The organism is Staphylococcus petrasii (assembly GCF_002902565.1).
In the GTDB taxonomy this organism is placed as follows: domain Bacteria; phylum Bacillota; class Bacilli; order Staphylococcales; family Staphylococcaceae; genus Staphylococcus; species Staphylococcus petrasii.
In genome coordinates this window covers 1-20,720 of record NZ_PPRC01000084.1, presented here as the reverse complement: position 1 = coordinate 20,720, position 20,720 = coordinate 1, and the positions used below count along the sequence as shown (strand labels likewise).

General features: G+C 31.6%; 18 protein-coding genes. 15 read left to right on the top strand and 3 right to left on the bottom strand.

What is annotated here, in order from left to right:
* The first annotated feature begins 23 nt into the window (after positions 1–23).
* The 3 genes from glcT to mprF all read left to right on the top strand — a co-directional run bounded on the left by glcT (position 24) and on the right by mprF (position 4,955).
* Positions 24–872, top strand: coding sequence for a glucose PTS transporter transcription antiterminator GlcT (gene glcT / locus CD127_RS10895; RefSeq protein ID WP_103366730.1), 849 nt, complete (start codon positions 24–26; stop codon positions 870–872).
* Positions 873–990: 118 nt separating this feature from the next.
* Entirely contained in the window at positions 991–2,220 is a 1,230-nt protein-coding gene (locus tag CD127_RS10890; protein WP_103298144.1) for an AI-2E family transporter, read from the top strand.
* A 212-nt stretch (positions 2,221–2,432) separates the two neighbouring features.
* The gene (mprF, locus tag CD127_RS10885; RefSeq protein ID WP_103366729.1) at positions 2,433–4,955 is read left to right on the top strand and encodes a bifunctional lysylphosphatidylglycerol flippase/synthetase MprF; all 2,523 of its coding nucleotides are present in this window, start codon (positions 2,433–2,435) and stop codon (positions 4,953–4,955) included.
* A gap of 77 nt (positions 4,956–5,032) precedes the next feature.
* Here mprF and msrA read toward each other — a convergent pair whose 3' ends face one another.
* A complete protein-coding gene (msrA, locus tag CD127_RS10880) occupies positions 5,033–5,539 on the bottom strand; it encodes a peptide-methionine (S)-S-oxide reductase MsrA (RefSeq protein ID WP_103366728.1) in 507 nt (168 codons plus the stop codon).
* A 143-nt stretch (positions 5,540–5,682) separates the two neighbouring features.
* On the opposite strand from msrA, the gene CD127_RS10875 reads away from it, so the two are divergent.
* Positions 5,683–6,660 carry an LCP family protein gene (locus CD127_RS10875; RefSeq protein ID WP_103298141.1) on the top strand — a complete coding sequence of 326 codons (978 nt, stop codon included), beginning with the start codon at positions 5,683–5,685 and terminating at the stop codon, positions 6,658–6,660.
* 86 nt (positions 6,661–6,746) lie between these two features.
* Here the strand turns inward: CD127_RS10875 and CD127_RS10870 are convergent, their stop codons facing one another.
* On the bottom strand, positions 6,747–6,935 hold the full coding sequence (locus tag CD127_RS10870; protein ID WP_103366727.1) for a 2-hydroxymuconate tautomerase: 189 nt from the start codon (positions 6,933–6,935) through the stop codon (positions 6,747–6,749).
* A 150-nt stretch (positions 6,936–7,085) separates the two neighbouring features.
* On the opposite strand from CD127_RS10870, the gene CD127_RS10865 reads away from it, so the two are divergent.
* Positions 7,086–8,348: a Y-family DNA polymerase gene (locus CD127_RS10865; RefSeq protein WP_103366726.1), complete on the top strand. Its 1,263-nt coding sequence runs from the start codon at positions 7,086–7,088 to the stop codon at positions 8,346–8,348.
* A 77-nt stretch (positions 8,349–8,425) separates the two neighbouring features.
* Here CD127_RS10865 and CD127_RS10860 read toward each other — a convergent pair whose 3' ends face one another.
* Positions 8,426–9,517: a prephenate dehydrogenase gene (locus CD127_RS10860; protein WP_103366725.1), complete on the bottom strand. Its 1,092-nt coding sequence runs from the start codon at positions 9,515–9,517 to the stop codon at positions 8,426–8,428.
* Between the two features lie 147 nt (positions 9,518–9,664).
* Here CD127_RS10860 and CD127_RS10855 point away from each other — a divergent pair, with 147 nt between their 5' ends.
* The 10 genes from CD127_RS10855 (at position 9,665) to CD127_RS10810 (ending at position 20,345) form a co-directional block, all read left to right on the top strand.
* Entirely contained in the window at positions 9,665–10,702 is a 1,038-nt protein-coding gene (locus tag CD127_RS10855) for a M42 family metallopeptidase (RefSeq protein WP_103366724.1), read from the top strand.
* A 456-nt stretch (positions 10,703–11,158) separates the two neighbouring features.
* Positions 11,159–12,568, top strand: a complete 1,410-nt coding sequence (locus CD127_RS10850) for an anthranilate synthase component I (RefSeq protein WP_103366723.1) — start codon at positions 11,159–11,161, stop codon at positions 12,566–12,568.
* Positions 12,565–13,161, top strand: coding sequence for an anthranilate synthase component II (locus tag CD127_RS10845; protein WP_103366722.1), 597 nt, complete (start codon positions 12,565–12,567; stop codon positions 13,159–13,161). The genes CD127_RS10850 and CD127_RS10845 overlap by 4 nt, the downstream gene beginning before the upstream one ends.
* Positions 13,139–14,137: an anthranilate phosphoribosyltransferase gene (trpD, locus tag CD127_RS10840; RefSeq protein WP_103366721.1), complete on the top strand. Its 999-nt coding sequence runs from the start codon at positions 13,139–13,141 to the stop codon at positions 14,135–14,137. Before CD127_RS10845 ends, trpD begins: the two co-directional genes overlap by 23 nt.
* A 1-nt stretch (position 14,138) precedes the next feature.
* Positions 14,139–14,924 carry an indole-3-glycerol phosphate synthase TrpC gene (gene trpC / locus CD127_RS10835; protein WP_103366720.1) on the top strand — a complete coding sequence of 262 codons (786 nt, stop codon included), beginning with the start codon at positions 14,139–14,141 and terminating at the stop codon, positions 14,922–14,924.
* Positions 14,921–15,574 carry a phosphoribosylanthranilate isomerase gene (locus tag CD127_RS10830; RefSeq protein ID WP_103366719.1) on the top strand — a complete coding sequence of 218 codons (654 nt, stop codon included), beginning with the start codon at positions 14,921–14,923 and terminating at the stop codon, positions 15,572–15,574. Before trpC ends, CD127_RS10830 begins: the two co-directional genes overlap by 4 nt.
* Complete coding sequence (trpB, locus tag CD127_RS10825; RefSeq protein ID WP_103366718.1) at positions 15,549–16,760, top strand: tryptophan synthase subunit beta; 1,212 nt, start codon at positions 15,549–15,551, stop codon at positions 16,758–16,760. The genes CD127_RS10830 and trpB overlap by 26 nt, the downstream gene beginning before the upstream one ends.
* Complete coding sequence (trpA, locus tag CD127_RS10820; protein ID WP_103366717.1) at positions 16,753–17,481, top strand: tryptophan synthase subunit alpha; 729 nt, start codon at positions 16,753–16,755, stop codon at positions 17,479–17,481. Before trpB ends, trpA begins: the two co-directional genes overlap by 8 nt.
* 323 nt (positions 17,482–17,804) lie before the next feature.
* Complete coding sequence (locus tag CD127_RS10815) at positions 17,805–19,058, top strand: aminoacyltransferase (RefSeq protein WP_103366716.1); 1,254 nt, start codon at positions 17,805–17,807, stop codon at positions 19,056–19,058.
* Between the two features lie 27 nt (positions 19,059–19,085).
* On the top strand, positions 19,086–20,345 hold the full coding sequence (locus tag CD127_RS10810; RefSeq protein WP_103329685.1) for an aminoacyltransferase: 1,260 nt from the start codon (positions 19,086–19,088) through the stop codon (positions 20,343–20,345).
* Positions 20,346–20,720: the final 375 nt, after the last annotated feature.

Sequence of the window (20,720 nt, the reverse complement as noted above, 5' to 3'; positions counted from 1 at the left end):
ATAAAAAAAGAAAGGTGATTATGATGAGCGAGTATTACATTTCTAAGACTTTAAATAATAACGTCATCATATGCACTAATAATAATCAACAAGAGGTCATTCTGATAGGCAAAGGTATCGGATTTAATAAAAAGCCTGGCATGATGCTAGATGATAATGCTTCAATTGAAAAAGTTTATAAATTAGAGCAAAAGCAACAACAAGAATATTATAAATCTCTAATAGAATTAGCTGATGAAGACGTCATACATGCTATTATTGAGGCGGTTAATTTTATTACAAGTAAAATCAATACGACTGATGATAAAAATTTAGTTGTAGCGTTAACTGATCATATTATTTTTGCATATAAAAGACTTAAACAAAATCAAGTGATAAATAATCCTTTCGCAATGGAAACCATGCATTTATATAGCGATGCCTACACTATCGCAAGCCAAGTAATAGAACGATTGAATAAACGGTTAGATGTTGAATTTCCTCGTGATGAAATAGGCTTCATAGCCCTTCATATTGCTTCTAATACTGAAGATTTATCCATCCATGAAATGTCATTAATTAATAAATTAATCAGTAAGAGTATTTTAATTATTGAGAATGATTTAGACCATAAAATTAATAATCAAACCGTACAATATCAAAGATTTATTAGACATATTCAATTCCTTATACGTAGATTGAATAAACAAGAACATCTTCAAGCACAAGAGGTCTTTATCAATATGGTTAAACAACATTATGCTAGTTGCTATAATACAGCATTTAAAATCTCTAAAATGATTCAAAAACATATTAATGTTTCCGTAGATGAGTCTGAAATAGTATATTTAACGTTACATATTTATCATTTCGAAACGCAAATCACTACGTAAAACATAAATACAAATTGAGTTATTTCATGTTATGATGTTAGTTAGTTGAAGTTTACATTTAAGCATCGCTTAAATCACTCAAAAGTTTATATTTGTTAGTTAAGGTATGGTGAAAAACATGACAACTGAACAACAACCAGTTGAAGAAAAGAAGTCGAAAAAATTTAGCTTTTCTGAAACGCGTTTTATGAAATTTTTAGGTGGCAAAGATTTAATATTTGCCTTAGTTTCACTTGTGTTACTCGGTATTGTAATATTTATTTTTGATAAAGTTTCTTATGTTTTCCATCCCTTTATCATTGTATTTAATACAATTGTAGCACCGATTATAGTGTCACTTATTTTATTCTATTTAATTAATCCTGTAATTAATTTGATGGAACGATATAATATTCCAAGATTACTTGGTATTATTATTGTCTTTTTAGTTATTGCAGGTGGCGCTACTTTAATCGTTAATTTATTAATTCCGGTTATCGGGGATCAAATTACGCGATTAGTTAATAACTTCCCGAAGTATGTTGAAAAATTTAACGGGTTAATTGATAAAGTGACTCATTTTTCATTCCTGTCTTCATTTTATGGGCAGATACAAGATGGGTTAGATTCGTTCTCAAATAAAGTGCCTACACTAGTTTCAAATTATTTCGATGGATTTAGTACTAAAATTATGTCGTTTGCTGAAACAATCGTGAACGTTGGCGTTGTTATTGTAACGACACCATTCGTATTATTCTTTATGTTAAAAGATGGACATAAATTTAAAGACTTTAGTACTAAGGTAATGCCTCCAAAATTCAGAAAAGATTACCATGATTTAATTGAAAAAATGAGCGTACAAGTTGGTTCATATATTCAAGGACAAATTATCGTATCATTCTGTATTGGTATCTTATTATTTATCGGTTATAGCATTATTGGACTAGATTACGGTTTAGTATTAGCTTCAATCGCAGCGGTAACAAGTGTTGTACCTTATTTAGGTCCAACGATTGCGATTTCCCCAGCTATCGTTATTGCGTTAATCACTTCTCCGTTTATGCTATTAAAATTGATTATCGTATGGACACTCGTTCAATTTATTGAAGGACACTTCATTTCTCCAAATATTATGGGTAAAACATTGAAAATCCATCCACTTACAATCATCTTTATCTTGTTAAGTGCTGGTAATTTACTCGGCATTGTAGGGGTTATACTAGGTATTCCTGGTTATGCTATTTTGAAAGTGTTAGTATCACATCTCTTCTTATTATTTAAACGTCGTTATAATAAGTATTATGGTGAGGATGCTGGTCAATACGAAATTAAACAAGAAGAACATAAAGATTTTACTGAAGCAGAATAATTTAATGTTTAAAGTCATGACAAGTGAAGTTCATTTGTTGTGACTTTTTATTTTGCTTTATTTTTGAAAATGAAAAGGGAGCGGAGTTATTCTGCGTAAGACTGCTTTACATTACAATACTGTTAGCTTAATTAAAGTATCAGTATATGTTCATTCCGAAAAAGGTATGATATATTTTTAATTAACTTAAGATAAAGGATAGAAGTGAAATAATGACTGAAGAATTTAAAAATAGAATTTTATCAATATTAAAATTTGTATTTGCAGCTGTGTTATTTATTGCCGTAGTGGTAACGCTATATCACGAGTTAGCTAATATTAATTTTAAAGAAACGTTAGAATCCTTTGGTAAAATCAATCGTTGGCATTTAATTGGATTATTTATTTGTGGTGGCGCTTCAATGATATTACTGAGTCTCTATGACTTAATACTTGTTAAAGCACTTAAACTCGATATCGCATGGTCGAGAGTCTTTAGATTGAGTTATATTATTAATGCCTTCAATGCGATTGTAGGCTTTGGTGGTTTTATCGGAGCAGGATTTAGAGCATTTGTATATAAAAATTATACATCTGATAGAAAGAAACTCGTTCACGCGATTTCAATTATTCTTGTATCCATGTTAACAGGATTAAGTTTACTTTCTATATTAGTTGTATTACATATTTTCAATGCTTCCCACATTCTCAACAAAATTAGTTGGGTAAGATGGATACTGTACGTTGTTGCTTTATTCTTACCAATATTTATTGCTTACACCATCATCAAACCTATTGATCAACGCAATAAGTTTGTAGGTGTTTATTGTACGTTAGTTTCAAGCATGGAATGGATAGCTGCAGCAGTAGTACTTTACTTATCTACAGTAATTGTTAATAGCCATGTAGCGTTTACGACAGTTATCGGAGTTTTCATCATTGCCGCTTTAGCTGGACTAGTAAGTTTTATCCCTGGTGGCTTTGGGGCGTTCGATTTAGTCGTTTTACTTGGCTTGAAATCTCTAGGCGTACCAGAAGAGAAAGTTTTATTAGCATTATTGCTATATCGTTTCGCATATTATTTCGTGCCGGTAATTATCGCACTTATTCTATCTACCTTTGAATTTGGTTCTTCTGCGCGTAAATACTTTGAAGAATCTAGATATTACGCACCAGCTAAAGATGTCACATCGTTTTTATTTTCTTACCAAAAAGACATCGTGTCGAAGATTCCCTCATTTGCATTATCAATTCTCGTATTACTAACAAGTATCATCTTCTTTATTAACAATATTACTATTGTATACGATGGCCTTTATGATGCGGATCACTTTATTTATTATATTGTATTATCAATTCATACAAGTGCTTGTTTAATATTATTGATTAATGTTAAAGGTATCTTTAAACAAAGTAGAAGAGCGATTATCTTCGTAATGATTGCGTTAATTTTAATCTTTGCTGCGACAATTTATACGTACGCTTCATTTATTTTACTAGCGTGGTTAGTACTTATCTTTATCTTACTTATTTTAGCGTATCGTCGTGCTAGAGTGTTAAAACGTCCATTTAGATTAAGAAATGTATTATTAACGTTACTATTTAGTATTATCGTTTTATACATTAATCATTTAATTATCTCAGAAACATTATATGCTTTAGATATTTATCATATTGAGATGGATACGTCATTATTAAAATATTATTTCTGGTTAACAATTTTAGTGGTAGTTATTATTGTAGGTCTTATCGAATGGTTATTAGAAATTCGCTTTACTAGACCGCACAAAGTTGAAGATTTATCTCAATGCCAATCTATTATTGAAACCTATGGCGGTAATTATCTCAGTCATTTAATCTATAGTGGAGATAAAGATATCTTCATGCATGAGAATGAACAAGCTTTCTTAATGTATCGTTATAAATCCAATGCACTAGTCGTCTTAGGCGATCCTATTGGAGACACGGCATCATTCCAATCGTTATTAATTGAGTTTTATAATTATGCTGAAAAGTTAGGATATGACATTATTTTCTATCAAGTTTCTGATAGATTCATGCCTCTGTATCATAATTTCGGAAATCAATTTTTCAAACTTGGAGAAGAAGCTATTATTGATTTAACGCAATTTACAACTTCTGGTAAAAAACGTCGAGGCTTCCGTGCAACATTAAATAAATTTAGTGATTTAAATATTCAATTTGAAATTGTTGAACCTCCATTTTCAAAAGAATTATTTAACGAACTTAAAGAGGTAAGTGACCAATGGTTAGATGGTCGTAATGAAATGCATTTCTCTGTAGGTCAGTTTACTGAAGATTATTTAAAAGAAGCACCTATTGGTATTATGAAGAATGAAGAAGGTAAGATTATTGCGTTCTGTAGTTTAATGCCAACACATTATAACGAAGCTATTTCAGTAGACTTAATTAGATGGTTACCAGATTTAGATTTACCATTAATGGATGGCTTATACTTGCATATGCTATTATGGGGTAAAGAGAAAGGCTATAAAGCGTTTAATATGGGCATGGCGACTTTATCTAATGTAGGCCAGTTAGATTACGCATATCCTAGAGAGCGTGTCGCAGGCCGTGTGTTTGAACACTTTAATGGTTTATATCGCTTCCAAGGCTTGCGTAAGTATAAGGAAAAGTATAGCCCTAATTGGGAACCAAGATTTTTAGTTTATCGTAGAGATAGTTCATTAGTGTCTAGCATGATGAAAGTCATGAGAGTCATTAGACATAAATAATTAAGTTGATATAAAAGAAGACATCCTACTGAAGTGTAATTGATTAAACACTTAGTATGGATGTCTTTTTTAGCTTATTAGTTGGGTTTATAGTTTGCGCGGTCTTGTTGTTCTTTTGCATAACGTTCTGGATTCTTTTTATAAAAATCTTGATGATACTCTTCAGCCTTATAAAAAGTTGAAGCGGGTAATATTTTTGTAGCAATTGCTTTCTCAGCATGTAATGTATCTTGTAACTGTTGAATGTATGCTTCCGCAAGTTTCTTTTGATCTTCATTCGTATAGAAAATAGCGGTTTTATATTGTGAACCTCTATCTTGGAATTGTCCTTCAGCATCTAACGGATCAATCACTGAAAAGAAAATTTCTAATAATTTATTATATGAGAATAGCGCTACATCATATTCAACTTTTACGGTTTCATAATGGCCGGTTGTACCGCTTTTCACTTCTTCATAGGTAGGGTTATCTGTTGTGCCTCCCATATATCCAGAGGTAACTGTTTCTATGCCATCGAATTGATCGAAAGGTTTGGTCATACACCAGAAACACCCACCAGCAAAATATGCTGTATTTATATTCATTTACGCCATCCTTTCATTAGACCTTAGTCCCATTTATCTAAAAAGCACTTGATTTTTTAAGGTAAGTTCTTTAACTTTAGTATATATAAATTATAGTACATAGCTATATAATTTTGAAGATTTTAAACATAAGGTAGGTAAATATGACAGACGAGAAGGATAAGACACAATTAAGCAGACAAGCACACAATCAAACGCCTTCTAAACGACGTAAGAAAAAAAGACTTCGCAAATTACCTTTTATATTACTAATTCTATTAGTGATATTGTTGGCGATAGTGATTTATGTGATACATAGTTATCGAAGCGGCTTAAATTATGCAAAAGAGCATGCTAAAGATGTGAAGATACATCAATTTAACGGCCCAGTAAAAAATGATGGAAAAATTTCGGTACTTGTACTCGGCGCAGACCAAGCGAACGGCGGTAAATCTCGCTCGGATTCTATTATGGTTGTTCAATATGATTATATTCATAAAAAAATGAAAATGATGTCCGTTATGCGTGATATTTATGCAGAAATACCTGGCTATCAGAATTATAAAATTAATGCAGCTTATTCACTTGGGGGACCTGAATTATTACGTCAGACATTAAATAAAAATTTAGGCATAAATCCTGAATATTATGCTGTAATTGATTTTACAGGTTTTGAAAAGATGATTGATGAATTAGAGCCTAATGGTATCCCAATTAATGTTGAAAAAGATATGTCTGAAAATATTGGTGTATCATTGAAAAAAGGTCGCCATCGTTTGAATGGTAAAGAATTACTTGGTTATGCTAGATTCAGACACGATGAAGAAGGTGACTTTGGTCGAGTTAGACGTCAACAACAGGTCATGCAAACATTAAAACAACAATTAGTTACACCAGATTCAATAGTTAAATTGCCTAAAGTTGCAGGTATATTAAGAGGATATGTTAATACGAATATACCTAACTCTGCTATTTTCCAAACCGGTATAAATTTTGGTATTAGAGGAGATAAAGACGTACAGTCATTAACCGTTCCTGTTAAAAACTCATATCAAAATATAGACACGAATAATGATGGAAGCGCACTTGATATTGATAAAGAAAAAAATAAACAAGCAATCAAAGAATTTTTTAATGAATAAAGTTTAAAAGCCATGCTATTAAGCATGGCTTTTTTGTGGTTATATTAAAACAATAATTTTATTATGTAAACTTAAGATATAATTACTTATTGTTCGTCTGATTTTCTTACACCAGCTACACCGTAGTGATTTTTCTTCATTTCTTCAATTACTACGTGAATTGCTTCTCTATTTGCACCTGTAGTTTTTTCAACTGCATTAGTTACTTCAGTTACTAAATCTTTTAATTGTTCATCTGAACGTCCCTCAAGTAATTTAACATTTACGATTGGCATAAATTTTCCTCCTTATATATTAATACAAGATTAGTATAGCATTTTTCGTTTTAACCGCAAAAATAAAATAATAAGAACATTAGTTCGTGTTTGTATTGATATAGAACAGATGTTCGTATATAATAAATATTGTATAGGGAGGTTATTAAGATGTATGACTATAACTTACTTGAAGATAGGGATGTTCTATGTATTGACCAAAAGAGTTTTTTTGCAAGTGTGTCATGTATTGAAAAAGGATTGAATCCATTAACTACAAAATTAGCAGTAGTAGCGGATACTAAACGACAGGGGTCTGTAGTATTAGCAGCTACACCAAAATTAAAAGAAATAGGAATAAAAACAGGTTCAAGATTATTTGAAATACCACATCGTAACGATATTTATATCATTAATCCCAGTATGCGAAAGTATCTAGAAGTGTCTATTGAAATTTCAAAAATTGCGCTTAAATATATTCCAGGTGAGGATTTACATCAGTATAGTATTGATGAATTCTTTATGGATGTAACTAACAGTTACCATAGATTTAATTCGACAGTAGCATCATTTGCGGAAAGGTTACAGAAGGAAATTTTAGATAAGACAGGTATATATTGCACAATTGGAATAGGCTCCAACATGTTGTTAAGCAAAGTGGCTATGGATATAGAAGCAAAACATACAAAAAATGGTATTACTGAGTGGCGTTATCAAGATGTTCCGCAGAAACTGTGGCGTATTCAACCTTTAAGAGATTTTTGGGGTATTAATAAAAAAACAGAAATGAAACTTAATAAAAGAGGAATCATTACTATAGGGGATTTAGCACAGTATCCTTATAGATATTTAAAGAAAGAGTTTGGTATTTTAGGCACAGATATGCACTTGCATGCTAATGGTATTGATCAAAGTAAAGTGCGAGAAAAATATCAAGTTACAAATCCTTCAATATGTAAAAGCCAAATTTTAATGAGAGACTATCGTTTTGAAGAAACAAAAGTAGTAATGCAAGAATTAATTGAAGATGTAGCAAGTCGTATTAGAGCGCGTAAGCAATTAGCACGTACAATACATTTCTCTTTTGGTTATACAGAAGGTGGCGGCGTACATAAGCAATATACTCTAACAGATCCCACTAATTTAGAAAAAGATATTTTTAAGGTAGTGAATTATTATGCGAACCAACTGTGCGATAAAAGTGCGTTATATCGAACATTGAGTATTTCATTAACCCAATTGATTAGCGAAGAAGATAGACAATTAAACTTGTTTATTGATGAATATGAACGACGAAGAGATGAAAAATTAGCTAAAACAATAGACTATTTACAGAATAAATATGGAAAAGGTATCGTATCAAAGGCGATTTCATACACTGATGCAGGTACCAAACATGGACGTTTAGGTCTAATGGCAGGACATAAAATGTAGAGAAGTATCCTCCTAACGATAGAAAAGAATATCCATTAATTAGTGGAATATCTTCTATCAGTTAAGAGGATATTTTTTTATAAAATATAAGTTTCAAAATGATTAAGTGCTTTAACTCCTAATTCACGATCTTGAGGCGTTTTAAAACTAATACGCAGGGCACCTAAAATATCTTCGCGAACTTCTAAAATTTTTAAGTTACTTATAGAAATATTATGTAAACTTAGTATATTAGTAATTTTATTAATCATACCCGGTTCATCCGGAATATCTACATATAGATCATACGCTACATTTAGTGCACCACGTTGTTTAACAGGAAGTTGATCTCTATATTTTTTAGCATCTTTGAAAAAGGAATATATAGTTTCACTTTCATCGTTTTTAATTGAATTTGCGATAGCTTGGAATTGTAGTTGTAACATTTCTAATATATTTAAAATATTTTCTTTATTACTTAAGGTAATATCTCTCCACATATCCGCGTTACTACTAGCAATACGGGTAATATCTCTAAAACCACCGGCTGCTAATTGCTTTACCAATGAATGTTGGTTTGAATTATTTTCGCTCAAATGTACTAGACTAGAAGCGACTATATGAGGGACATGGCTTACAATACCTGTCACATAGTCATGTTCTTGAGCTGTAGTAGTAATGAATTTAGCAGATGTTGAAGATAGCAACTCTTGTAAGTATTTAGCAGCTAAAGCGTTTCGATCATCATTGTAAACTAAAATATAATAAGCATTTTCAAATAAATATTTCTTAGAATTAAGCACACCTGATTTATGACTACCAGCCATTGGATGGCCACCAACTAGATGAATATTATGTTCTAAAAGATATGATTCATATTGTTGAATATTTGCTTTTGTACTACCAGTATCTGTAACAATTAAATTAGGGCGAGTATGATAGTTAGGTAATTCTTTTGAATATATTTCAGTCTGTTGAACGGGCGTAGCATAGATAATGATGTCAGCTTTTTCAACACCTAAAGCATAGTCTTTAACTTTCTCATCTATAATTCCAATAGACTGCGCCTTATCGAGTTGGCTTAAATCGGCATCAAAGGCTGAAATTTGAATATCTGGTTGATAAAACTTTAAGTTGCTTGCTAAACTACCACCAATTAGACCTAAACCTACGAATAAAATATTTTTCAATTGAATCACCTTATTTCGAAATTTTCAGAATATAGTTATTGTAAAATAGCCTGCATAATTAAACAATAGTTATATAGTTGGATTAATAGAGATAGGCGGGTAAGTGCGATAAAATAAATGTTAATAAGAGAAAAGGGGGAAATCAGAATGAGTGAAAAGGTTCTACAAACGATTAAAGAATTAACAGAAATTAATAGTCCTTCTGGTAATGTAGCTGAAGCTGTAAATTATGTAAAAGATAAAGCTGAAAGTTTAGGTTATCCAACTAAATTAACGAATAAAGGTGCATTAATCATTACTGTTAAAGGCGAAGATGATGAGCATCAAAGATGTATTACTGCACACGTAGATACACTTGGAGCTATGGTTAAAGAAATTAAAGAAGACGGCCGATTAGCGCTTAGTTTGATTGGTGGCTTTACTTACAATGCTATCGAAGGCGAATATTGTGAAATTCAAACAGAAGCTGGCCAAGTCTATACTGGAACAATTTGTCTACATGAAACAAGTGTACACGTTTATAAAGATAATCATGAGATCGAACGTAATATTGAACATATGGAAGTCCGTATAGATGAAAAGACAACGTCTGCTGAAGAAACAAGAGATTTAGGAATTGAAGTTGGAGATTTCATTAGTTTCGATCCAAGAACTCAAATTACACCTTCAGGATTTATAAAATCACGTCATTTAGATGATAAAGCAAGCGTAGCTATGATTTTAGAATTACTAGAAAAGTTAAAACAAGAGGATACAACTTTACCACATACTACACAATTTTATATATCTAACAATGAAGAAATAGGGTATGGCGCAAATGCTTCAATTTCAGAAAAGATTATCGAATTTATCGCATTTGATATGGGAGCATTGGGAGATGGACAATCTTCTGATGAATATACAGTTTCTATTTGTGCAAAAGATAGTTCTGGCCCATATCATAAGGAATTAAAGTCACATTTAATTAATTTATGTAAGATTAATCAAATCCCATATAAAGTAGATATTTATCCATATTACGGATCTGATGCCTCAGCAGCACTTAGATCTGGAGCCGATATTCGTCATGGTTTATTTGGAGCAGGAATTGAATCTTCACATGCATTAGAAAGAACACATATTGATTCAATTAAAGCTACTCAGGACTTACTCTACGCATATTGTTTATCACCAATAAAATTGTAAAATGTCATTGACAATTAAATTAATTCTATGTATTATACTGAATTATAAGAATTGTCAAATAATTTTAAGTGAAGTAGATAATATGATTTGTAGCATAAGAAAGCTAATGGTAGATGGAAATTAGCACAACATATTTTTTGAATTGGGCTTAAAATGTATAAATGAATAATTATTGAGTGAACATGAGAATGTTAATTAAGGTGGCACCACGGTAACGCGTCCTTATATTTGAGGATAGCTAACTGTGGTGTCTTTTTGATTTGCGAAGGTCTTTAATATAGGTTAATGATAAATATTTAACGAATAAGCTTAATGAACATCGCTAGTTACAAACTTAGATTTTGAAATTAGTATAAATAAAATAATCTGAATTTTCAAAATAATTATCCTGTAAATTTTTTTAATAATCAATTTTTGATATTAGGTAAATCATTTTAATAGGAAAAGGGTGAGACTATGGAAATATATTATGAAGTGATAAGAGCTAACATCACTCCAGAGGTGCTAGGGCAATTGAAAGAACAAAAGATAATATTAGAAAGTACAAGTCAGCAAGAATTAAAAGGCAGGTATTCAATTGTCGCATTTGATTATCATGGAACAGTAACTTTGACAGATGTAAGATTGGAAATTAAAACCAAACGTCAAAATCAAATCATCACGACGGAACCCTATAATTATCTAAAAAACTATATCAACCAATTTAATATTCAGATTGAAGATGATTTACTGAAGCACTTGCCATTCATTTCAGGATTTATTGGTACGTGTAGTTTTGATTTAGTTAGACATGAGTTTCCTATATTGCAACGACTTAATATTAAACCTAAGAAAGATCATGACGATGTACAACTTTATATGATTGAGGATGTTTACGTATTTGACCACTATCGTGATGATTTGTATGTCGTTGCTACAAATCAATTTTCAGGAGCTAAAAAAGAAGAGTTAAAAGCGAGAGTAAAAGAACGTATTGAAAAGCTGTCGTCTATAAAAGCGTATGAACAGAATAATATCATTCCACCAAAACGAACAAACATGGCAGCTAATATAAATGATAATGATTTTATAAATAATGTTAAATATCTAAAACAGCTAATAAAAGAGGGGGATATGTTTCAGGTTGTACCATCTAGAATTTATCAATACCAACATCATTTTGGAGAGAATAAATATCAATTAAGTTATCAGCTCTATCAAAATTTAAAACGTCGTAATCCTAGTCCGTATATGTATTTTATCAATATGGACGGGCCCATCATTGTTGGAAGTTCTCCAGAAAGTTTCGTCAAAGTGCATGATAGCGAAGTCATTACTAATCCAATTGCTGGCACGATAAAGAGAGGTAAGACAGTTGAAGAAGATGAGCGTAATGCAAGCCAACTTCTAGCAGATGAAAAAGAAATAAGTGAACATAGCATGTTAGTAGATTTAGGAAGAAATGATATACATAGAGTGAGTAATACAGGTACTTCAAAAATCACAAAATTAATGGAAATTGAAAAATATGAACATGTGATGCATATCGTGAGTGAAGTTAAAGGTGAAATTAAAAAAGAGCTATCACCTATGACTGTTATTGCTAACCTTTTACCTACAGGAACAGTTTCAGGTGCACCGAAATTAAGAGCAATTCAAAGAATTTATGAAGTCTATCCTCATAAGCGCGGTATATATAGTGGCGGTATTGGCTACATAAATTGTAATCAAAATTTAGATTTTGCTTTGGCCATTCGAACAATGTTTATTGATGATACCACTGTTCAAGTAGAGGCTGGTTGTGGCGTAGTGTATGATTCTGTTCCTGAAAAAGAATTAGAAGAAACACGTTTGAAAGCGAAGAGTTTATTGGAGGTCTCCCCATGATACTAATTATTGATAATTATGATTCATTTACTTACAACTTAGTAGATATAGTAAAGCAGCTAGATGAAGTGATAGTTAAATATCCAGATGACAAGGATGTGCTAGATTATGGTGATCAAATTAGCGGTGTCATCATATCTCCGGGACCCGGCCATCCACTCGATAATGATTGTTTAATCAATGCTATTGATACATATAAACATTTACCAATCCTAGGTGTATGTTTAGGTGCTCAAGCACTCACTTGCTATTACGGCGGTAAGGTGGTTCAAGGCGCAAAAGTAATGCACGGCAAAGTAGATACAATGAAAGTATGTAGTCCAACGCTTCTATATCAAGATTTACCGACTGAATTTAAAGTTATGCGTTATCACTCATTGATAAGTGATGAAAAATCATTTCCATCAAATTTAACGATTACGGGTAAGACAGCAGACAGTATTCAATCATTTGAAGATAACCATCATCTACACTTTGGTATTCAATATCATCCAGAGTCTTTCGCTACTAACTATGGACAACAGATTATTACTCATTTTATACATCTTGTGAATGAAAGGAACAACTTAGATGAAACTATTGGAACACATTAATAATCAAACTGTTTTGACACAAGAACAAGCGACAGAATTTATCAATACCTTAATTAATCAAGATATTAAATTTGAAGAAAAGGTTGAATTACTTGAAGCATTTTCAAGAAAAAACATTCATCAACAAGAGCTAACATATATTGTAGAAAGTCTAATTCATACCATGTATCCTACGCAACCAACCTATGATGGAAGTATTTGTGTATGTGGAACGGGAGGCGACAAATCTAATAGTTTCAATATTTCAACGACCGCTTCATTTATCGTAGCGAGTGCTGGCGTGCCAGTAATCAAACATGGTAATAAAAGTATTACCTCGAATTCTGGTAGCACAGATTTACTACAAGAATTAGGTATTTCAACGACTACCGTGACTGATGTGTCGGTACAAGTGAAAAATAAAAGATTAGCGTTTATAAGTGCGATGGAATCTTATCCAATCATGAAGTACATTCAACCAGTTAGAAAATCTATCAATACACCAACGATTTTTAACTTAGTAGGTCCTTTGATTAATCCGTTCAAACTTACTTATCAGGTCATGGGCGTCTATGATGAAACTAAATTAGAAATGATTGCACAAACATTAAAAGATTTAGGTCGCCGTAAAGCAATAGTGATACATGGCACAAATGGAATGGATGAAGCTACTCTCTCAGGAGACAATGAAATTTATGAATTACAAGAAGATGGTTCTATTCATCATTATCGTTTAAATGCTAAAGACTTAGGTTTGATAAATGCAGATAATAGCGAATTAAAAGGCGGAACACCTCAAATTAATAAACAAATCACTTTGAACATTTTAAACAATCAAGATCACTCTGTTAAACGTGATGTAGTCGTTTTAAATGCTGCACTTGCACTTTATGTTACTGAAAAGGTTGAAACAATTAAGGCAGGAGTGAAGTTAGCTCAACATCTTATCGATAGTGGCCAAGCTATGAAACAGTATTTATTAATGGGAGGGTGTTGAGATGACTATTTTAGATGAAATTGTAGAGTATAAGGAACAATTACTAAATAAAGGATATTACGATGAAAAATTAACTACACTTGAAACTATAGATGTCTCACATAAATCGAAATTAGTTGAAAGTTTGAAAACGAGTTCTAAATTAAATATTATTGCAGAAATTAAATCGAAAAGTCCGTCTGTATCTGCATTTCATGAACGTAATTTAGTACAACAAGTAAAAGATTACGAAAAGTATGGTGCCAATGCGATTTCCATTTTGACTGATGAGCAATATTTTGGTGGTAGCTTTGAACGTTTGCAGGAACTTACTCTGCATACTAACTTACCTGTATTGTGTAAAGATTTCATTATCCATCCGCTTCAAATTGACGTAGCTAAAAAAGCTGGTGCAAGTATCATTTTGTTAATAGTCAATATTTTAACCGATGATCAATTGCGCGAATTATACACTTATGCAAGCAATTTAGAATTAGAAGTGTTAGTGGAAGTTCATGACGAAGCTGAATTAGAAAGAGCCTATCAATTAAACCCAGAAATAATTGGCGTTAATAATAGAGACTTAAAAACATTTATTACAGATGTAGCACATACGAATCAAATATTACGTAATAAAAAACAAGGATATTATTATATTTCAGAAAGTGGCATTAATACGAAAGAAGATGTAGAAGATATTATTCAAAGTGGGATTGATGGTTTATTAATAGGTGGGGCATTAATGAATTGTCATGATTTATCTAGCTTTTTACCATCTCTAAAATTGCCAAAGGTTAAACACACATGATACTTAAGTTTTGTGGATTTAAAACAATAAAAGATGTAGCAAAAGTTAACTCGTTAAATATCGACATGATTGGGTTTATACATTTTCCTAAAAGTAAGCGTCATGTGGATATACAACATTTAAATGACTTAATGCACCTTGTTCCTCGAAATATTGAAAAAGTCGTTGTAGTAGTAAATCCTACTTTTAAAGAAATTCAAAACTTAATCATTAATACACCGCTTGACTGTATTCAATTTCATGGCAACGAACCAATTGAATTAATCAACAAGACTAAAGTGAATTTCAAGAATATTAAGATAATTAAAGCCCTTCCTGCCACAGCCAATATTGCTGAATCAATAAAATTATACGAAAACTATACTGACTTATTAATTATAGATACACCTTCAGAACAATATGGAGGTTCAGGACGAAAATTTAATTGGAAACTACTAAACAATATTCAAACGTCGACACCTTATTTAATTGCTGGTGGATTAGATTTAGAAAGTATTCAACAACTTGAACAATTAAATTTAAAGCATGCAGGTTACGACATTTCCAGTGGCATTGAAAGTAATCACGACAAAGACTTAACTAAAATGAATGAAATCGTAAATCTTGTGAAAGGGGATTTAAACTATGAAGAACATCCAAACGGAAGCTGATGAATTAGGATTTTTTGGTGAATATGGAGGACAGTATGTTCCAGAAACATTAATGCCAGCCATTATTGAATTAAAGAAGGAATATGCGAAAGCCAAACAAGATCCTCATTTTCAAAAACAAATAGCATATTACTTAAAAGAATATGTTGGTAGAGAAACGCCTTTAACATATGCAAAATCTTACACAGAAACATTAGGAGGCGCCAAGATTTATCTCAAACGGGAAGACTTAAATCATACGGGCGCGCATAAAATCAACAATGCTATTGGCCAAGCTTTATTAGCGAAACGCATGGGGAAAAATAAATTGGTTGCTGAAACAGGCGCCGGACAGCATGGTGTAGCTAGTGCAACGGTGGCAGCACTGTTTGATATGGAACTAATTGTGTTTATGGGAAAAGAAGATATCAAAAGACAACAACTTAACGTCTTTCGCATGGAGTTATTGGGCGCTAAAGTCGAAGCAGTAGACGACGGACAAGGCACATTGTCAGACGCAGTAAATAAAGCATTGCAATATTGGGTGAGTCATGTCGACGATACGCATTATTTACTAGGTTCAGCACTTGGACCAGATCCATTTCCAACGATGGTTCGAGACTTCCAAAGTGTCATCGGTAAAGAGATTAAGACACAAATATTAGATAAAGAAGGCCGTTTACCAGATGCAGTAGTAGCATGTGTAGGCGGTGGATCTAATGCAATAGGCACATTCTATCCATTCATCCAAGATGACGTTCAATTATATGGTGTTGAAGCAGCCGGTAAAGGCTTTAATACTGATAAGCATGCTCTTGCTATTGGAAAAGGGCGACCAGGCGTACTTCATGGTTCGAAAATGTATTTAATTCAAGATGATAATGGACAAATAGAATTAGCACATTCCATATCTGCAGGACTGGATTATCCTGGAATAGGACCAGAACATTCCTACTATCACGACATAGGAAGAGTAAAATACGAATGTGCAAGTGACCAAGAGGCGATGGAAGCACTCATCCGCTTCAGTAGAATTGAGGGAATTATCCCAGCAATTGAGAGTGCGCATGCATTAAGTTACGTAGAAAAGTTAGCGCCTACCATGAAGAAGGATGAAATTATAGTGGTTACAGTATCTGGACGTGGTGATAAGGACATGGAAACCATTCGACAATACACTAATGAAAGAGGTGGTATAAATGACTAAACTATTTATACCATATGTTATGGGTAATAAAGATTTCATAAATAATATTAAAGTATTAGATGAAAATGGGGCTGATATTATTGAAATTGGTGTGCCATTTTCAGACCCTGTAGCTGATGGACCTGTGATTATGAATGCAGGAAATAAAGCGATTAAAGAGGGCGTAACAATTGACTTTATATTTAAGGAATTAGCTTCACATCAACATGAGATAAAATGTAAATATGTACTTATGACATATTACAATATCATTGTTTCGTATGGGGAAGAAGCCTTTTTCAAAGAATGTGAAAAAACAGGAGTATATGGGGTTATAATTCCAGATCTGCCATTTGAATTAGCTAAAGCACTGAAAAGAAGAGTTAGTCAATATTCAGTGAAAATTATTTCGCTTATAGCAATGACCGCTTCAGAAGAACGAATAAAAACAATTGCTCAACATGCTGAAGGATTTATTTATACTGTAACTATGAATGCCACAACTGGTAAAGATGGAACTTTCCATCCAGAATTGAAAGAGAAAATAAAAAGTATAAAAGAACTTACGAATATACCTGTGGTTGCAGGATTTGGCATAAGAACGCCAGAACATGTTACTAACATAATAGAAGTAGCAGATGGTGTGGTAATTGGAAGTGAAATTGTTAAAAGATTTGAAAACAATCGTCCAAGTGAAATGGAGGAATATTTAGTGTCGATAAGAGAGGCATTAAATAAATAAATAGCAACTGTTAATTTCAGTATAATAATACAATTACAATAGTTGGCAAAGCATGTGCAAATACTTTAAAATAAAATTAACATAATCATTTAATGAGCTGAAAACTTAGTCTTTCAGCTCTTATTATTTGTATACATCAATATAAAATAAATTGAATCATTCGTCTGTATTAATAGATTCTATTTCAGTTTTATAAATATCTATTGTATACTTATTGAGATTAGAGAAAAATAATTTCACTTTAATACATAAATCAAAATTATTCAACTGAAATAGTGAACATTAATCTAGAAAAAGATATCTTAAATTAGGAGTTATAAATAATGAAGTTTACAAATTTAACGGCTACAGAGTTTGGCGAATTCACAGATAAAATGCCTTACAGTCACTTTACGCAAATGACCGAAAACTATGAATTAAAAGTTGCGGAAAAAACTGAAACTCATTTAGTTGGAATTAAAAATAACGATAACGAAGTAATTGCTGCATGCTTGTTAACTGCTGTGCCAGTAATGAAATTCTTTAAATACTTTTATAGTAATCGCGGTCCAGTTATTGACTTTGAGAATAAAGAACTTGTTCACTTTTTCTTTCATGAATTAGATAAATATCTAAAACAACATAATTGTCTATATGTTCGCGTAGACCCATATTTACCTTATCAATATCGTAATCATGATGGTGAGATAACTGGCAACGCTGGTAATGATTGGTTCTTCGATAAAATGAAACATTTAGGCTATGCTCATGAAGGCTTTACAACAGGATTTGATCCTATTTTACAAATCCGCTTCCATTCTGTTTTAGATTTAAAAAATAAAACGGCTAAAGATGTACTAAATGGTATGGATAATTTACGTAAAAGAAATACTAAAAAAGTACAAAAAAATGGTGTGAAAGTTAAATTCTTAACTGAAGAAGAACTACCAATTTTTAGATCATTTATGGAAGATACAAGTGAAACGAAAGACTTTGCTGATAGAGAAGATACTTTCTATTATCATAGATTTAAGCACTTTAAAGATAGAGTATTAGTACCATTAGCGTATATTAAATTCGATGAATACTTAGAAGAGCTTCAAAATGAACGTGAAACATTAACGAAAGATTTAAATAAAGCATTAAAAGATATTGAAAAACGTCCTGAAAACAAAAAAGCTCATAATAAAAAAGCAAATCTTGAACAACAATTAGATGCAAATCAACAAAAAATTGACGAAGCTGCTAAATTACAAAGTGAACATGGTAATGAATTACCAATTTCTGCAGGTTTCTTCTTTATCAATCCATTTGAAGTTGTTTATTATGCAGGTGGTACTTCTAATAAATATAGACACTTTGCTGGAAGCTATGCAGTGCAATGGACAATGATTAATTATGCTTTAGAACATGGAATTGACAGATATAATTTCTACGGTATTAGCGGTCACTTCACTGAAGATGCTGAAGACGCTGGTGTTGTAAAATTCAAAAAAGGATTCAATGCTGATGTGATTGAATATGTGGGAGATTTTGTGAAACCTATAAATAAACCAATGTATTCAGTTTATAGAACGCTTAAAAAGCTTAAAAAATAGATTTGATTAAGAGGGGAATAGACTAATATGAAATTTACAGAGTTAACAGTAAAAGAATATGAAAACTTTGTACAAAACCCATCATTAGAAAGTCATTACTTCCAAGTAAAAGAAAATATTCAAACTCGTGAAAATGATGGTTTTGAGGTTGTGTTATTAGGTGTGAAAGATGAAAGCAATAAAGTCATTGCAGCTAGTCTTTTTTCTAAAATACCGACTATGGGAAGCTATGTTTACTATTCAAATCGTGGACCAGTAATGGATTATTCTGATTTAGGTCTTGTCGATTTTTACTTACGTGAACTAGAAAAATATTTACATCAACATCAATGTTTATACGTTAAATTAGACCCTTACTGGATTTATCAAATTTATGATAAAGATATTAATCCAATTGAAGGTCGAGAAAAAAATGATGCTTTAGTAAACTTATTTAAATCTCATGGTTATGAACATCATGGTTTCACTACTAAATATGATACTTCAAGCCAAGTAAGATGGATGGGCGTAGATTATCTTAAAGGTGAAACACCTGCTTCACTGAAAAAACAATTTGATAGTCAACGTAAGAGAAATATTAATAAAGCGATAAACTATGGAGTTAAAGTTAGATTTCTAAAAAGAGATGAATTCCACATCTTTTTAGATTTATATCGTGAAACTGAAGCAAGAACGGGATTTGTATCTAAAACAGATGAATATTTCTATAATTTTATTGATACATATGGGGATAAGGTTCTTGTTCCACTTGCATATATTGACCTTGATGAGTATATTAAAACTTTACAAGAATCACTAAGTGATAAAGAGTCTCGTCGTGATCAAATGATGGCAAAAGAAAACAAAAATGATAAACAACTTAAAAAGATTGCCGAATTAGATAAACAAATAGAACATGACCAAAAAGAACTCTTAAATGCGAGTGAATTACGTCAAACAGATGGTCAAATTTTAAATTTAGCTTCTGGTGTATACTTTGCAAATGCCTACGAGGTTAATTACTTCTCTGGAGGATCATCAGAAAAATATAATAATTATATGGGACCATACATGATGCATTGGCATATGATGAACTATTGCTTTGACCACGGTTATGATCGATATAATTTCTATGGTTTATCTGGTGATTTTACTGAAAATAGCGAGGATTATGGTGTTTATCGCTTTAAACGAGGATTCAACGTACATATTGAAGAGTTAATAGGAGACTTTTATAAACCAATCAACAAAGTGAAATATTGGTTATTTACGACACTTGATCGTATACGTAAGAAAGTTAAAAAATAAAGTTTGAAAGAAAAGCATATTGGCATGACGCCAGTATGCTTTCTTTTTTATCGTAATAAGTGATAGAGCCAAATTACGATATAGTGTAGGTAAATTCTAAGTTGTCATTGCATGTTGTAGCCTACAAATTAATAATAGACACCTCTAAATTTTAGCAATAATATTCCCAAAGAAATTTATTTTGCAAAATTAATAAATATTATAATATAAAGACTTTTAAGTTTTAGTAAGAATGTTTATTTGAAATCAAGAAGAGTGTATTTGTATTAAAACGTAAAAATTACGATTTAAAATAGATTCTAAATATAGTCTTATATAAGTTGATAGATTTATATATTATAGGCACATTACACTAATAATAATTTAATATATCAT

Bases quoted from the DNA above. Each gene is read 5' to 3' on its own strand.
- glcT (WP_103366730.1), top strand. From the start codon at position 24: ATGAGCGAGTATTACATTTCTAAGACTTTAAATAATAACGTCATCATA.
- CD127_RS10890 (WP_103298144.1), top strand. From the start codon at position 991: ATGACAACTGAACAACAACCAGTTGAAGAAAAGAAGTCGAAAAAATTT.
- mprF (WP_103366729.1), top strand. From the start codon at position 2,433: ATGACTGAAGAATTTAAAAATAGAATTTTATCAATATTAAAATTTGTA.
- msrA (WP_103366728.1), bottom strand. From the start codon at position 5,539: ATGAATATAAATACAGCATATTTTGCTGGTGGGTGTTTCTGGTGTATG.
- CD127_RS10875 (WP_103298141.1), top strand. From the start codon at position 5,683: ATGACAGACGAGAAGGATAAGACACAATTAAGCAGACAAGCACACAAT.
- CD127_RS10870 (WP_103366727.1), bottom strand. From the start codon at position 6,935: ATGCCAATCGTAAATGTTAAATTACTTGAGGGACGTTCAGATGAACAA.
- CD127_RS10865 (WP_103366726.1), top strand. From the start codon at position 7,086: ATGTATGACTATAACTTACTTGAAGATAGGGATGTTCTATGTATTGAC.
- CD127_RS10855 (WP_103366724.1), top strand. From the start codon at position 9,665: ATGAGTGAAAAGGTTCTACAAACGATTAAAGAATTAACAGAAATTAAT.
- CD127_RS10850 (WP_103366723.1), top strand. From the start codon at position 11,159: ATGGAAATATATTATGAAGTGATAAGAGCTAACATCACTCCAGAGGTG.
- CD127_RS10845 (WP_103366722.1), top strand. From the start codon at position 12,565: ATGATACTAATTATTGATAATTATGATTCATTTACTTACAACTTAGTA.
- trpD (WP_103366721.1), top strand. From the start codon at position 13,139: ATGAAACTATTGGAACACATTAATAATCAAACTGTTTTGACACAAGAA.
- trpC (WP_103366720.1), top strand. From the start codon at position 14,139: ATGACTATTTTAGATGAAATTGTAGAGTATAAGGAACAATTACTAAAT.
- CD127_RS10830 (WP_103366719.1), top strand. From the start codon at position 14,921: ATGATACTTAAGTTTTGTGGATTTAAAACAATAAAAGATGTAGCAAAA.
- trpB (WP_103366718.1), top strand. From the start codon at position 15,549: ATGAAGAACATCCAAACGGAAGCTGATGAATTAGGATTTTTTGGTGAA.
- trpA (WP_103366717.1), top strand. From the start codon at position 16,753: ATGACTAAACTATTTATACCATATGTTATGGGTAATAAAGATTTCATA.
- CD127_RS10815 (WP_103366716.1), top strand. From the start codon at position 17,805: ATGAAGTTTACAAATTTAACGGCTACAGAGTTTGGCGAATTCACAGAT.
- CD127_RS10810 (WP_103329685.1), top strand. From the start codon at position 19,086: ATGAAATTTACAGAGTTAACAGTAAAAGAATATGAAAACTTTGTACAA.